This is a genomic window from Psychrobacillus sp. NPDC096623 (assembly GCF_044762655.1).
Taxonomy (GTDB): domain Bacteria; phylum Bacillota; class Bacilli; order Bacillales_A; family Planococcaceae; genus Psychrobacillus.
This window is the reverse complement of the sequence record NZ_JBIWER010000009.1, coordinates 32,984-47,847: the sequence shown is the minus strand read 5'-3', so window position 1 is coordinate 47,847 and position 14,864 is coordinate 32,984. Positions and strand designations below refer to the sequence as shown.

Sequence of the window (14,864 nt, the reverse complement as noted above, 5' to 3'; positions counted from 1 at the left end):
AGAGCAACTTACTTCCTCCCACCGACTTGTTCTGCTAGGCATTAGATTCTGAGGAAGATCGTTAGTTAATTGACATAGTAAGCGCAATACGATGATTCCTATAGTTAAATAGAAGAGACCACAAAGGTATTACAAATTTAAGAGTGCTTTGTCTATTTACTCATAAGGCAGCAGGAGGGGATGAAAAACATTGGATTTGAGTAATTTTATTCCTGAAGATTATATACCAGCAATCATTACAGCTTCGGTCGCTCTAATTGCAGCTGTAAGTGCACAACTCTTAAATAGTAGGTTAACTCATAATAGGGAAATGAAAAGTTACTTGAGAGAGGTCTATGAAAATTTTGTTTATGAATTTTTCATAGATATACTGATTTATGCCGATATAGTTTCTATGCCCAGACGGGAACATGATACAAAACGTGATGTAGACATTAATAAGGTTATGGATAATATGTTTAGAAAGATTCATTATGGTAACAAACAATTAAAATCTTTACACCTTGAATATAAATCTTTGAAGTATATGGAGGATTTTAGGGGTGATTCAGAACATATTACAATCATGAAAACTTGCTATTTCTTTTCGTTATACAGCAAAGAGATATTTAAGAAGATGGGTATTAAATTAGCACCCAATGTTGAAGATAAATTAATACAGGCAATCAAGACGTTCGCCTCGTTACACATTTATTCTGAAGCAAGAGAATATGAACAAGCTCTAAATACAATGACAAGCTTGAGAATGTTTCATTTACCTACATTAGAAAGATACTCGTTAAAATATTTTGCGAAGTTAGTCATTGAAAATAACCAATCCGTAATAGAGAAGTTCATAGAGGAGTTAGACGATGATATTAGAGAATTTTTAGAAGAAAAGTAGAGTTAGTAAAATTATTTAGAATCCGCTATCTTTAAAACATATATTCAGTATACAGTGATATTTATGTCCTTTATCCTAATTTCTTTATTCTGGAGGTATTTTGTGTCTAACAACCCTAAAATAAAACATGGATTCTTTAATGCTTTTTATTCTTTTAACCTATTCGATAATAACAATAAATTAGATAAAAATAGATATATAAAGGTGTTAGAAGCCCTTAAAGATTCTAACTTAATAATATCTGCAGAAAAAGCAAATAAAGAAGTATTTTTCATGGAGAATTTTGAAGATTTAATTAGAGAACGGAAAAGAGAATATAGGTCCTTTAATATGAGAGGAGAAAATCCTCCACCATACTTAAATCAAAGCATAACAAAAATTGCTGAAAAGCCTACAATATACTTTCGTGCTACTGATAGAGGAGTAAGTTTACAACTAGAAGATGATCTTATCGATAATTTAGAGGATTCACAACTCTATTACCTAGAACAATTAGTAGAGGTTTATAGTGCAGAGGAAAGATATACTGGTATTCCTTCCAAAGAATATAAAAACAGATTCTTGTTATTTCCTCCACTAATAAATGACTGTCATCAAAATTCTTATCATCCAGGCATATATTTGACTATTTTTAAACATGGATATGCAGTGCTTTGGATTTCTTTTGAGTTGAAGGATATTGAGTTCGATGAGATAGGTTTAAATGGTTGGGGTCTTAAAATTAAAAATGCCCTATTTCCTGAGCTTATGATAAGTAATAACCAATCATTCCAATATAAAATTAAAGACAATTGTAATGATATAAATTCAGTACTAAGAGAATATGCTAAGTTTATTTATCATGCTGTGAATCAAGAAAATCCTAAGATAGAAGGACAATTTTTTTATCATTTAGTACTTAGCGAATTTGCATATATGTTAGACAAATATACAGATAACAAGACTTCTCCTAAATTTAATGAAGCAATATATAAGTTATTGAGCGCACCCCTACCTGATTATTTATTAAGGACGCCAAATGAAATTCAAAAATTTTTAGATGAGAAATATCGCTCAGTATCTATGTTTCTCCGCATTTATGCCAATAATAATAGAACTATATCTGTATACACAAAAGAGCAAGGAAAAGCTATTAAAGACCAAGTAGAAGAAGATATTGACTTAAATGATAATGAAGCATTGAATTTCTTATTTCAAGGAATATCTATAGGAGGCATTATAAACTCAATTGAATCATTGCTACTTAAAAAAGAAGCTATACAAAAACTAACTGTTTTTGAGCTTAACGAATCTACTTCTTTAAACAAACTTATAAATTTATTAATACAGGAAAATACAAACTACTCTGTTGAATTTACCAAGTATTTTTACACGTATGGAACTTTAAGGGAAGAACTAAAATTTTTAGAAAATAGTTGTGAGGATTTTATACAGTCAAAACTTATGCATGAACGCATGGAACGTATCGAGAAAGTGATTACTTTGAAAAAAGAAAGATATATTACAAACTTTACGGCTGTTGGTCCGATATTGACAATAATATTAACGCTGTTCCTTTCCTTTCCTACTTTAAAGAATATATTTCAAGAGTTAGAAAAAGAAAAACTATTTTTGCCAACCTATTTTATTTTAAATCTATTAATAATTTTCTACTTTCTTTACCTAACACGAAATGCTCTAATGGAGTTTAAGAATGATCTATTGAATAATTTATTGCCAATAATTAAAGATACTTATATAAAAAGCTTATATGTTTTCAATTTATGGTGTATCAATACCGTTTTACTTTTAAATACTGAATATAAAGAAGCATTTAAAATAATATTCTTAAAATCTAAAATTTCAGATATAAAGTAATGACCCAAATAAAAGTTCTAATTGCTGTTTGTACGAACTGTCATTGTAAAGAAAATGGCAAGTATTTATCAATCGAACAATTAAAAAATCACATTTTAAATTTCGAAGAAACGGAAACAAATGAAAAGATATAGTTACTAGCTTATTCGAATAATAATTAAATAATGAAAGAGGAAAGCTCTGAAAAAACGCTCTTCTTTTATGGCTTTCTCTTTCATATGGCTTTTCTAATTGAAAAGATATTTGGTCTGAAAATATGCAAATATAGAAGTGTATGAGGTGAATTTTGAATGCCCGACTTATTGATTATTAATTTGGATTTTTACTGGGCATTATATCCTAATAGGTTTATAATGTTATTAAACTAGCAATAATATTAAAAGGTGGAATAAAATGAAGTGCAGTTAATATCACCTAGTATTTTAAATAGTATTGAAGATGTTAATGAATGGTTAAATCGATGCGCTACTATTTATCAAAGCACAGAATACAATGAAAGAATAAAGATAGACTTAAGTAATTTAAAATGGGTTTCTCCGGTTGGATGTGCAGCTTTAGCTGCAACTTTTCATAAATTAAGTTCCCGATACGATATTAGAATTTCTATTCCTGATAATGATTCTGCTGATAAAGTTATTGGGTATCTTGAAAGAATAGACTTTTTCAAGATATGTCCAATAGAAGTTAAAACTGCTTTTGAGACTAATTGCGATATGGATAAGTACTATAATAGACACCGGAACAATCAAACAAATGCTTTATTTGAACTTCAAAGTGTAAAGAATTACAGTGAAGTAGGTCCTTTGCAAAAATCGATACGTGATATCATGAAAGGAAGGCTTTCTCCTAATCGAATCTCAGATATTGCTAGTATTATAGGAGAATTGGCAAATAACTCAATTGAACACGGTGGGACTCCTTGCTATCCATGTGTTCAATATTATCCTCATAAAAAGAAGGTCGAGATCGCAATATGTGATTTTGGTAAAGGGATAGTAAAAACTCTAAAAGATTTAGTACCACACAATTCCTCACATGATGTTGTTACTAAAGCGATACTAACAAAAGCAAGTGGAGTAGAGGATGAGGATAGAGGAAGAGGTCTAATGGAAGTTAAGCAAAGGACCTTTGACTGGTCCCGGATATCTCAATTTTACGTTAGGACTCACGACAGTGTTTATCAAGTATTTCCTAATAAGGTAGAGACCATAGAATCAGGGAAATATTATTTTGGTACCTATTATTATATTGTTATTAATATGCATTAATAAAAAGCTTGACCTCATTAATGTAATGGCTTAATATAAAGATAGATTTCAATTTTGTAATTGAAACCAAAAAATTATAAAGTGAATGGTGGATGCTATGCGTCTTATCAGTTTATTGACACAAGAAGATAATTTTATTGATCTCGTAGGCAGAAGACCTACCGTACCCTTGAAAGAAAAAATAATAGAACTAATGAAAGAAGCACCCCAAGGGACAATATTCTATTATGATTTAAATGAAGTAAGAGAAGTAAATGGTTCTGGTATTCATGAAGTTATTATTAAGCCGTTAGAATGGCTCTATGATAATTATAAGTCACATGAAAAGTTTTTGATACTTAAAAATTTAAGTGTGGAATACGATCATTTATATAATATCCAAATCACTTGCAACAAAGAGAAAGTTTCAATTATTGCTCAAAATGAGGACACATATGAGGTAATTGGTAACAAAGCTGGTGAGGCACTTTTAGAGTTGCTTAATCTTATATATCTACATAAACAAGTATCGGCTAGTGATTTGGCAAAAAAATTAAATAAAAAACACACTCTTATTTCTACACACCTTACTAAATTATATGAATATCGATTGATAAGTCGGCAAGAAGAGCAACTTCAAGAAGGTGGAAGGCAATATATTTATAACAGTTTGTTTTAAGGAGGCTAACCTCCTTTTCAAATAAGAGTTTTCAATTTTAAAATTGAAAACAAATTAGGGAGTTTTTTTAAATATCCGGTTTCAATTTTTTGATTGAAACCTTTGTTGGGAGAGAAAATTTATGAATAGGATTAGTTATAGTAGAGAACCTCCGTTATCTCTTTTTTTTCGCGTAAATGTATGAAAGTATCATAAAAAATTTCTTTTAGATTTGGAGGTGAAGTGAATGGCAAAAAATACAGGTAGGGGATACAGAAAAGGGGCTGTAGACAATCGTAGTCAATTTAAAAGTTCTAATGGGAATTGGGTAAAGCGTAACACTGAAACAGGCAGAATTATGGATCAAAAAACATCTGGGGGTTCCTTTAAAGGAGTTCGAAGAGAGGATTAAATAACTGTTTGTTGTTTTTTCATTAAAAAATATGAGTATGGAAGAAGGAATATGAAAAATGGCGGAATTTACAAGAGCGATTCAACAACAAGATACGGTTGTAACGGTAAGTGATACTTCACGGATTCAAGGAGGAAATGAAGGAGATACTCTTAATATTGATACTGTAATTAAATTGACTAGTCCAGAAGCTGAAACAGTAACCCTAGTGTTACCCACTATTACAGGAGATCCACAGAGGGCCTATTTAAGAACAATAGGTGAAGTAGATAATAGACAAGAATTTGAATCTCCTATAGATTTAGAACAATTCGATGCCATGACAGACGAACAACGTCAGAAACTTGAAGAACAAATTGCAGTTTTAAAACAACAGTGGGATTTGATTAAAGAAGAAGCAAACCAAGTAGCGTTAAGTACAATTGATTTAGTTGCAGGAAGTCAAGAACTGAAGTTTTTTATGCAAAAAGAAATTATGCCGACAGCTACTCATGAAGGAGAAATTTTCGAGTTCTCCTTCATTGCTCCCCAAAGTAATTTTAGTGTTACACAAGGCCAGTTTAACATGTCGGTCATTATTATTCTCCCTAGAGGGGCTACTCTGTATGGTGAGCCACAGGCTATAAGTCCAGAAGGTATTCCTTCCCCAGTATTAGAATATAACAGTAAAATTGCTGGAGTCGGACGACATATCATTCAATATTCAATGCAGTATGATCCGATTTTTACAATTCGATATAGATACTAGTTACACATTTTTAATTGTCCTAAGCAGACAATAAAAAGCTGCTTGGGGCAAATTAATCTGAAAATTTCATACGGAAACATAATTATTTATAGGTAGGGTGAAAAATAATGATTATTGAAGATGTACTCCACTTTATTAAATATGGTCTGAGTAGTTGGAATTTGGTCTTTAAGTACATAAAAAAATCTATAATAGCGTTTTTTATTATAAATTTTTTATTTATAGCTGGTCTCATTTGTTATGTTATAGTCAATCAAAATGATTTTAACTTGAAAGTTTTTGCGTTTCTATTAGCAGTAATATTTTGCTTTTTTTTCTTTAATATATTTTTTTTGGTTATTCAACCGACGAAGAAAATAATTAAGTCAGTTTATGGAGTTTCAATAAATAAACTATTTGTTCCAGCCTTCTCTACGCGAGAGTGGGAACTGTTTTATTTTTCTTTACTAAAAGCATTTTTGTTACGTAATGGGATTAATAATAAAGAAAAAATTGACGAGTTGAAAACGATTTTAGTAGAAAAAGCTGAAAATCAAGCAAAAAATTATACTCCATTGATTAATACGGGCATAATACTAGCTTTTTTCATTCCGGTGTGGTCCGCAGCAAACACCAGGCTATTTAAATCTATTAATGACCTTAATACTGGTATGACTATTGTGATAGTAGTTCTTTTCCTTATTGTGTTATTTAATATTATTGGATTTAATGTTAAATATTTTGTTAAGGAATTTTCATTTTTTTCACAAGAGCAATCTAGAATTTACTCACTTAAAAACTACTTGAATATTCTATCTTTCGATATTTTATTAGCCGATAGTGATTCTTACCGAACCAAGATTAATGCAGATATAATAGAGAAGGTTATGAAAGAATACCACAAAAAATTCTTCGAGAATGACAACCAATTAGTGGTATTTAGACATAATAGTATAACTATTTTAAAAAGATGGTTTAGATTTTTAAATACCAAGCGCAATTTTTTATAAACAACATTACTGTATTACTGAGGTTTTTAGATGTCTTAGAAGTGGTTTTATAGAAATGTTAGATAAGGACTATCTTAATGAAGACATTAAAAAGTAAGTAGTTGTTTGAGAAACATTTTGAAAATAAGATTTGGAGTAAAATAGCTTTTATATGTAAACTCATATTGTTCTGTACAATAAAATGAAGTAAAAAAAGTAAAAATAAAGAGAACAGATCAAATTGGTTTAAATAAATTAAATGAATGTTTAACTGGGCGAGAGTTTTAATAAATAGTGTTAGCAGCCAGTTGTGTGTCAGTAAGGCACAATATGTTGTGCATTGCTTAGAAATGTTATACGTATTAACCATGTATAAAATGTTAAAGTCGTCGAAATAAATTTTTAGTATAGATTTTCTATTGGTCCTCACTTTACTGTGCTAGCATAATTAAAGCTGACTACCATTTTTAATTTTTTTATAACAAATTAGTTGACATCTTAAATGGTTCCTGCATATAATAAAGATATCAGTAGTCAACCAGCGCCTCTTTTTAATGCGAAACAGGGTTGGCCTTTTTTATGTCTAAAAACTAGAAGGTCATCATATGTCTAAATTTTATGAAGTGAAGTTAGAAAAAATTAAAAATAATTTTTATACTGAAGAAGTCATAGATATTACAGACTATGAATATCTTCATTTTACGTTCAACAAAATAGCAGTTGCAAAAAGTCCAATGAAAAAACCGTATACTATGAAGGAAATGGTTGATAAATTGGAATCAAATCAAATGTTTTTTAATGATGACGAAAAAGTAAACTGTGCAGCTTTCTTGAAATGTGTTAATTATTACACATTTAAGTATTATGCTCAAACTGAATTCGGTAAAAAAGAGGTTAAACCATATAAGGCAGTTAAAGAAATATACATATTCAATCAATATATAAGAAGTTGGCTACATGATTTATTATCACATATTGAAGTATTTCTTCGGACTTCAATTGTCGACATTCTTGCGCAAACATATGATTCAAAACATTACCAATCAGCTCAATTTTACATAGATGATGAGATATACTTTGAAGAAACAGGTAAAAGATCTAGAAATAAAAAAGATAGGATTATTGGAGTTCATAAGTTGTTGGAATCTTTCAATAATACTATTCAAGAAAATATAAAACGAAATATAGCAATTAAGCACCACCAAGAAACTTATGGAGCTACTCCGGCTTGGCTACTATTTGATTTACTTACTTTTGGACAAGTATCTACCTTTTTTAATTATTTAATTCCTAAGTATAAAAAAAGAGTAGCACAAGGTTTAGTTGTTGATAAGGTAAATAATATGATACCTGGTGATATGTTAGCTAGTTGGATTAATGCATTAAGATATTTGAGAAATGTAGTTTCTCACACTGGAAAAATATATGGAAGTAATTTTGATATATTACCTCAGAAGCATATAAAAGATGAAAGTTTCATGAAAGGTTTAGAAAAATTTAATTATGATAAAAGAATAATAACCTACTTATTAATCATGAAGCGTATTTTTATGCTAATGCCTACAGAAATGCAACTTTATTGGAATGATAAGATCAGTGAATTATTTAAAGAGATTGAGCACAATCAACATATTAAGCCAGCACGATTAGGGTTTAATGATCAAACATTTGATTATCTTCATATAATGTAAATTATTTGACTTTGAAAAGACTTCTTTTAAAAGAAAAGAGGTCTTTTCTATAACTTTAAGTCCTCAGTTGTTTTTCATACTCTCTGACTAGTTTATAAAAAGTAGTTTTCTTGGTACCAATTTCCTTCATTAAATAAAAATATGATGAATTCTTGAGTTGGAAATCATTGCGGGCTACATTATAGATAGTTTCCGTTAATCACGATTATCCTCCTGCTGCATCTATTCTTTATATATCCTAAAATCCATTTTAGTAGGAGGGTTTTTAAAATGATATAAAATTGTGGTACCTGTTAGAAAAATTCAAATTCTTTTAAAATTAAATATCCGTTTTATTATCACTATTATTCTTATGTGAATTTTTCTAAGTATCGATAAACATCCTTATCGATACTTAGAAATGATAAAATAAGCGATATAGTTTATGTTAAAATAGAACAAAATAAAAATTTAAAAAAATGCGCTATTTAAATAGAAGAAACTCCAATTTCCTTTTTTTAGAAAAATAAATTTTGAAGGAGAGAAACTAGTGGAAAGCAAATCGATTATCATTCAATCATCAACGGAATTATCAGCCGATGTTCAACGACTACATCAGCAAGCGGAAGTCCATCTATCGAACTCCAAAGCAAAAAATACGAAAAAGGCGTATACGTCTGATTGGCAGCTCTTTACCGAATGGTGTGCAGCACATACATTAGTGGAACTTCCAGCAACACCGGAAACCATCGCTTATTACCTGACTTTTCTTAGTTCATCCTCTAAAGCCTCTACAATTAAACGGAAAATGACGGCCATCTCGCAGCGTCATTTGTCTGCGAACCTTGAGAGTCCCACCAAGCATCCACTCGTACAAGGGGTATGGCAAGGGATTCAACGATCCATTGGGATCAAAGAAGTGGGAAAAGAGGCATTATGGTTATCGGACTTGCGACAGGTGGTTGGAATTTTGCCCAACACTCTAATTGGGATACGGAATCGTGCTCTTTTAGTAAATGGATGGGCAGGTGCACTCCGACGGAGTGAGTTGGTGGGGATAGACGTGGAGCACTTAAGGTTCACGAGTGACGGACTAGTGCTCACCATTGCCCATAGTAAGACCGACCAACACGGGGAGGGCCAAGTTATTGCACTTCCTTATGGAAGCAATCGATCAACATGTCCAGTCCGATCGATGCAGGAGTGGTTAACCGTTTCGGGTATCACTAGTGGTCCAGTCTTTCGGCGTTTAGACCGACATGGAAATTTATATGAACGCTTAACAGCACAGTCGGTACGTTTAATTGTAAAGAAAAATTGTCAGGAAGCAGGACTCACAGCAACATCTTACGGAGCACATAGTTTGCGTAGTGGCTTTTGTTCGACTGCGGCCAAAGCAGGTAAAAGTGAACATCAAATTATGCGTCAGACCAGACATAAGCAATCGAGTTCGCTTCAGCGCTATATTAAGCATGGGACTATTTTTGAGGATAATGCCGCAAGTGGTATTGGACTTTAAAAAAATTGGCATATAGAAGTTAGTAATGAAAAAAGGATGCTCCTCTAGTCGGTTATTCGCGACTATTGGAACATCCTCTTTATTAAGAATTACTTAATGTTTTTAAAATAGAGATATTTTGAACATACAAATTTTATTTTAAACAATATCTGTTTTTTTAACTCAACTCTATTGTCATTGGTAGAGGACCATAGGGAATCTAGCTTCTGAATCGAAATTAATTAACATTCCCCACAATAATCAAGTTTTTTTGCAACAACTGAAATTATATATTAATAAGCCCCCCAAATAAATAAACCATTATCACACTAACCACTCCTACTGATATAGCAGCTACCATTCCAATATAAAATGGTTTTATTCCTAAACTCTTAAAAACCTTTAAATTCGTTGATAACCCTACTGCTGCCATTGATATTCCCAATAAATATTTCGTTCCTACAGTACTTATAAGTAACCATGTCTCTGACCACCGCTCGCGTGACATTAAACCGAATGCTTTCCCATCATGTAAGATTCCGGTATCGCCAATCGACCGTATCATTGACATAATTAAAAAACCAATAACGAATAATGGAATCAATTTATACCAAGGCTTTACATTTTCTTCATTATTATCATCACTTTTGCCTTTAAGATAGATGTAAGACAATACGGGAACAACAACAATAATGAATACATTCCTAGTTAACTTGGTAATTGTGGCAACGTCCACGACTTTATCAGCATTATGCATTTCTCCATACATTAATGATGCACCAGCAACTTGTGCTGTATCATGAATTGCCGTTCCAAGAAATAAGCCAATTCTAATTGGATCATCTGCAAATAGCCAATGGGCAACATGTGGGTAAAGAAACATTCCAATGATACCAAACACGGTGATATTTGCAATGGCATAAGCTACTTCATCGTCCGTAGCCTTTATGCTAGGGGATATTGCAAGAATTGCTGTAACTCCACAAATTCCTGTTCCCGAAGCAATCAGCGTTCCCAAACGACTAGATTGTTGCATTTTTTTTGTAATATATAAAGTTACGAAAAGTCCCATCAGAATGCAAGATAGTATAATAGGAATACCAAAAGCACCTAATTTAACGACATCTATGAAACTTAATCTTATTCCTAACAAGATAATTCCAAGTTTTAATATAAATTTTAAAGAAAACTGAACACCGCCCACAAATATATCATGTAGACCCAATAGATTTCTAATTAACAACCCAATGATAATTGCTACAAATATACCGGATATTGGACTTGGGCTATTCATTGGTAAGCCTTGTATTTTATTTATATACTGTCCCATCCATTCGGATGTAACAGACCCCAAAAACATTATTCCTGTACATAATATAATGCCTGGAATTAACTGGATGATTAATTTCCTTATCTTAGAATTGCCTTTCTCGTTCTTAATTAAATCCTTAGTTAGTTTGTTACTCTGATCTCCGGATGAAATGATTATATATCACACCTTAACTGATTTATTTAAATTAATAACATCCTTTTAAAATTACCTTTATGATGAATTTCTTACATAATATGAAGAATCTCCCTACCCTAGTGTAGGGAGACTCTACTTTGCATCATACGCAGTGATATAGTTTTGTCATTATAAACTATTTATGACTCAAGGCTTCGGCACTTGTTAACCTTCCGTTTGTCTTTGACAAATGATGTCCATCAATTGATCCCTTGCTTTTAAGGGTAATCTTCCGGGAAAGTAATCCCTTTACATCCAAATCGATGTACTCGCTCATTGTGTTTGCCGTAAGTTTAACAACGGGCTCAATGGGGTTTCTAATAATATTACCTTGACCAGTTGGGAATAGATGAAGAACTGCCTAGGATCAAAATAGTTAACCATTCACAGACCCGCTCACTCGAGTGGGTCTAATTATTTGTAATTTAACTCAGACAAATAAATTACTATAAGGTGGAATCAGCTTTTTGTCCTTTTTATAAATTACCAATTGATAAGTATTTTGTTTCCAGGTATGGCTCGATACCTTCGATGCCGCCTTCTCGGCCTAATCCACTTTCTTTCATACCTCCAAATGGGATATGAGCACCGGATGGAGCACCGTCATTCCAGCCAATTATTCCAAAATCTAAATGATCGTGCAGATAGGTCCCTGTTTTATAGTTATTTGTAAAGAAATAAGCTGCAAGACCATAAGGAGTACTATTAGCAATTTCTACAGCTTCCTCCAGAGTCCTAAAGGTAATGATTGGGGCGACTGGTCCAAATGTTTCTTCCTGCATAATAACCATATCAGGTTTGACATTTGTCAATACCGTCGGGTATACAAAGAAATAGCCCTGATCTTTATCCGCATTGTATCGATTTCCTGCTAATACTTCTGCTCCTTTTTTTACAGCATCATTAATTTGGGCTACAATTTTTTCAAATCCTTTTTCATTAATAATAGGCCCTACTTGTGTATCTTTATCAAGTCCATTTCCGACTTTTAAATTTCTAGCTTCTTTTGCCAATTTTTCCGAAAAGGCTTCAGCAATATTTTCATGTACAATAATTCGATTTGCACACACACATGTTTGTCCTGCATTTCTAAACTTCGTAATCATCGTTTGTGCTACAGCAAAATCAAGATCAGCATCTTCAGCGATAATAAGGGGAGCATGTCCTCCAAGTTCCATTGTTACATGTTTTATAGTTTCCGCACTTTCTTTAATTAATTGCTTTCCGATAGGAGTAGAACCAGTAAAGGTAATTTTTCTGATATATTCACTGCTTGTAAACATTTTACCAACTACAGATCCAGATCCATTAACATATTGAATAACATCCGTTGGAATACCAGCCTCATGGGCAAGTTCTATTAATTTCATCGTAGTTAAAGGCGTCTCAGCAGCAGGCTTTACGATAAATGGGCAGCCAGCCGCTAAAGCAGGGGCAGCTTTCCTTGTCATCATTGCTGCAGGGAAATTCCAAGGCGTAATAGCTGCAACAAGCCCAATTGGTTGCTTACTGACTACAATTCGCTTCGTTTCGCTCGATGCAGGGACAGTTCTCCCATAAATTCTTTTTGCTTCTTCTGCATACCAATCGATGTAACTTGTTGCATAATCAACTTCACCACGGGATTCGGATAAAGGTTTGCCGTTTTCTAATGTCATAATTTCGGCAATTTCATCTTTATGTTCTTGAATAATCCTTGACCAATTTGTTAATAACCGAGAACGCTCATGAGCACTTACTTTTTTCCACTTTTCAAAACTATCATGTCCTATTTTTATAGCTTGACGGATTTCTTCCTCCGAATTGATTTTGACCTCTTTTATAACCTTGCCTGTAGCAGGGTTTTTTACTATTAATATATTCCCCATTTTTTCTGACTCTCCTTTGTACATTTTAGGAATTATTGAAAAGCTTTTTCGAGTATAGCCAACCCCTTCAATAATTCCTCATCTGTAATCACTAATGGGGCTAAAAATCGAATTACATTGCTTTTTAGACCTGCAGTGAGTAGTAAAAGTCCATTCTCATTAGCATACTTGGCAATTTCAGCTGTTTTGTTTTTATTTGGATGTTTAGTAATATGGTCTTCAACGATTTCGCAAGCGACCATTGCTCCTAATCGACGAATGTCCCCGATATAGTCGTGTTTTGCAGCCAATTCGACTAGTTTTGCCTCAAGTTTTTGACCAAGAATTTCAGCCTTTTCCACCAACTTTTCTTCTTCAATCACATCGATTACAGCTAATGCAGCTGCACAAGCAACCGGGCTTCCTGCATATGTACCGCCTAGTTCGCCCGGGTCTGCTACATTTAATATTTCCGCTTTACCTACTACACCGCTTAATGGCAATCCTGCAGCTAATGATTTTGAAACAGTGATTAAATCTGGTGTTACATTAAAATGCTCGATAGCAAATAGTTTTCCTGTGCGTCCAAAGCCTGTCTGAATCTCGTCTGCTACGAACACTATTCCATGTTCCTTGCAGAATTCACTTACTGCTTGAACAAATTCTTTCGGAGGGATAATAAATCCACCCTCCCCTTGGACTGGCTCCATGACGATGCAAGCAACAGTCTCTGGAGCTACTGTGGCAATGAAAAAGTCTTTAAATTCTTCAATTTTTTGTTCAATATATGCTTCATCCGTTATTTCATTTGGTTTGTGATACATATATGGGAAAGGTGCTTGGTAAATTTCTGGAGCAAATGGTCCGAATCCAAACTTATATGGTTTTACTTTGCTTGTCATTCCCATTGTTAAATTTGTTCTACCATGGTAACCGCGGACAAATGAAACAACAGCATGGCGACCAGTATAACGGCGGGAAATTTTTATTGCATTTTCAACCGCTTCAGCGCCTGAATTAAAGAATATGGCTTGTTTTTCAAAATTCCCAGGAGTTATATGGCATAATTTTTCGGCAAGAGCAATGTATCCTTCATACATCATGATATTGAATCCTGGATGCAAGAACCTATCAATTTGTTCTTTTATAGAAGCGGTTACCTTTGGATGGCTATGCCCTACATTTAATGTCCCAATAGCACCAGCGAAATCAATCCATTCTCTTTGATCAATATCGATAATCGTAGCACTTGTTGCCTTTTGTGCAATGTTTAAGTTCCCGTTGCTCACGCCTTTTGGGACATATTTTCTCCTTTTTCCTTGTAACTCTCTTGTATTTAAATAAGTAGTGGTCATCTTTTATCCTCCTTAAAATTATGGAATTTTCTTATTTATTAGAATTAAATAGTATTATCACATGTTTTGATTCAATAAAAAGTACCAAAAAGAAGATATTGAAGGTACCAAGGATAAAAGTGAAAGGTCATAAAATTAAATAAAAGTAAAATACTACAAATAATTTAGAATCTTTATATTACTTTGTTTATTTTGATGATTAAATTAATAACTG

12 protein-coding genes and 1 pseudogene are annotated in these 14,864 nt (G+C 32.7%); 9 read left to right on the top strand and 4 right to left on the bottom strand.

The window, feature by feature from the left end; genetic code table 11:
• Positions 1–190: 190 nt before the first annotated feature.
• The 9 genes from ACIQX2_RS18510 (at position 191) to ACIQX2_RS18470 (ending at position 9,962) form a co-directional block, all read left to right on the top strand.
• The gene (locus ACIQX2_RS18510; RefSeq protein ID WP_402853905.1) at positions 191–883 is read left to right on the top strand and encodes a hypothetical protein; all 693 of its coding nucleotides are present in this window, start codon (positions 191–193) and stop codon (positions 881–883) included.
• 102 nt (positions 884–985) lie between these two features.
• Positions 986–2,740, top strand: coding sequence for a hypothetical protein (locus ACIQX2_RS18505; RefSeq protein ID WP_402853902.1), 1,755 nt, complete (start codon positions 986–988; stop codon positions 2,738–2,740).
• Positions 2,741–3,138: 398 nt separating this feature from the next.
• Positions 3,139–4,008 (top strand): hypothetical protein, encoded by an 870-nt coding sequence (locus ACIQX2_RS18500; RefSeq protein ID WP_402853900.1) that lies wholly within the window; start codon positions 3,139–3,141, stop codon positions 4,006–4,008.
• Between the two features lie 97 nt (positions 4,009–4,105).
• Positions 4,106–4,666, top strand: a complete 561-nt coding sequence (locus ACIQX2_RS18495; protein WP_402853897.1) for a hypothetical protein — start codon at positions 4,106–4,108, stop codon at positions 4,664–4,666.
• Between the two features lie 226 nt (positions 4,667–4,892).
• Complete coding sequence (locus tag ACIQX2_RS18490; RefSeq protein ID WP_402853894.1) at positions 4,893–5,057, top strand: hypothetical protein; 165 nt, start codon at positions 4,893–4,895, stop codon at positions 5,055–5,057.
• Between the two features lie 58 nt (positions 5,058–5,115).
• Positions 5,116–5,805 (top strand): hypothetical protein, encoded by a 690-nt coding sequence (locus tag ACIQX2_RS18485; protein ID WP_402853891.1) that lies wholly within the window; start codon positions 5,116–5,118, stop codon positions 5,803–5,805.
• A gap of 107 nt (positions 5,806–5,912) precedes the next feature.
• On the top strand, positions 5,913–6,794 hold the full coding sequence (locus ACIQX2_RS18480) for a hypothetical protein (RefSeq protein ID WP_402853889.1): 882 nt from the start codon (positions 5,913–5,915) through the stop codon (positions 6,792–6,794).
• Positions 6,795–7,378: 584 nt separating this feature from the next.
• The gene (locus tag ACIQX2_RS18475) at positions 7,379–8,464 is read left to right on the top strand and encodes an Abi family protein (RefSeq protein ID WP_402853886.1); all 1,086 of its coding nucleotides are present in this window, start codon (positions 7,379–7,381) and stop codon (positions 8,462–8,464) included.
• Between the two features lie 529 nt (positions 8,465–8,993).
• On the top strand, positions 8,994–9,962 hold the full coding sequence (locus ACIQX2_RS18470) for a tyrosine-type recombinase/integrase (protein WP_402853883.1): 969 nt from the start codon (positions 8,994–8,996) through the stop codon (positions 9,960–9,962).
• A 265-nt stretch (positions 9,963–10,227) separates the two neighbouring features.
• Here the strand turns inward: ACIQX2_RS18470 and ACIQX2_RS18465 are convergent, their stop codons facing one another.
• The 4 genes and pseudogenes from ACIQX2_RS18465 to gabT all read right to left on the bottom strand — a co-directional run bounded on the left by ACIQX2_RS18465 (position 10,228) and on the right by gabT (position 14,650).
• Positions 10,228–11,301: a YeiH family protein gene (locus ACIQX2_RS18465; protein WP_402853880.1), complete on the bottom strand. Its 1,074-nt coding sequence runs from the start codon at positions 11,299–11,301 to the stop codon at positions 10,228–10,230.
• Positions 11,302–11,584: 283 nt separating this feature from the next.
• Positions 11,585–11,797, bottom strand: a pseudogene (locus tag ACIQX2_RS18460) (D-galactarate dehydratase); the annotation flags it as partial.
• Between the two features lie 127 nt (positions 11,798–11,924).
• Entirely contained in the window at positions 11,925–13,316 is a 1,392-nt protein-coding gene (locus tag ACIQX2_RS18455; RefSeq protein WP_402853877.1) for an NAD-dependent succinate-semialdehyde dehydrogenase, read from the bottom strand.
• Between the two features lie 32 nt (positions 13,317–13,348).
• Positions 13,349–14,650 carry a 4-aminobutyrate--2-oxoglutarate transaminase gene (gene gabT / locus ACIQX2_RS18450; protein ID WP_402853874.1) on the bottom strand — a complete coding sequence of 434 codons (1,302 nt, stop codon included), beginning with the start codon at positions 14,648–14,650 and terminating at the stop codon, positions 13,349–13,351.
• Positions 14,651–14,864 lie beyond the last annotated feature (214 nt).

Bases quoted from the DNA above. Each gene is read 5' to 3' on its own strand.
- ACIQX2_RS18495 (WP_402853897.1), top strand. From the start codon at position 4,106: ATGCGTCTTATCAGTTTATTGACACAAGAAGATAATTTTATTGATCTC.
- ACIQX2_RS18490 (WP_402853894.1), top strand. From the start codon at position 4,893: ATGGCAAAAAATACAGGTAGGGGATACAGAAAAGGGGCTGTAGACAAT.
- ACIQX2_RS18485 (WP_402853891.1), top strand. From the start codon at position 5,116: ATGGCGGAATTTACAAGAGCGATTCAACAACAAGATACGGTTGTAACG.
- ACIQX2_RS18480 (WP_402853889.1), top strand. From the start codon at position 5,913: ATGATTATTGAAGATGTACTCCACTTTATTAAATATGGTCTGAGTAGT.
- ACIQX2_RS18475 (WP_402853886.1), top strand. From the start codon at position 7,379: ATGTCTAAATTTTATGAAGTGAAGTTAGAAAAAATTAAAAATAATTTT.
- ACIQX2_RS18465 (WP_402853880.1), bottom strand. From the start codon at position 11,301: ATGTTTTTGGGGTCTGTTACATCCGAATGGATGGGACAGTATATAAAT.
- ACIQX2_RS18455 (WP_402853877.1), bottom strand. From the start codon at position 13,316: ATGGGGAATATATTAATAGTAAAAAACCCTGCTACAGGCAAGGTTATA.
- gabT (WP_402853874.1), bottom strand. From the start codon at position 14,650: ATGACCACTACTTATTTAAATACAAGAGAGTTACAAGGAAAAAGGAGA.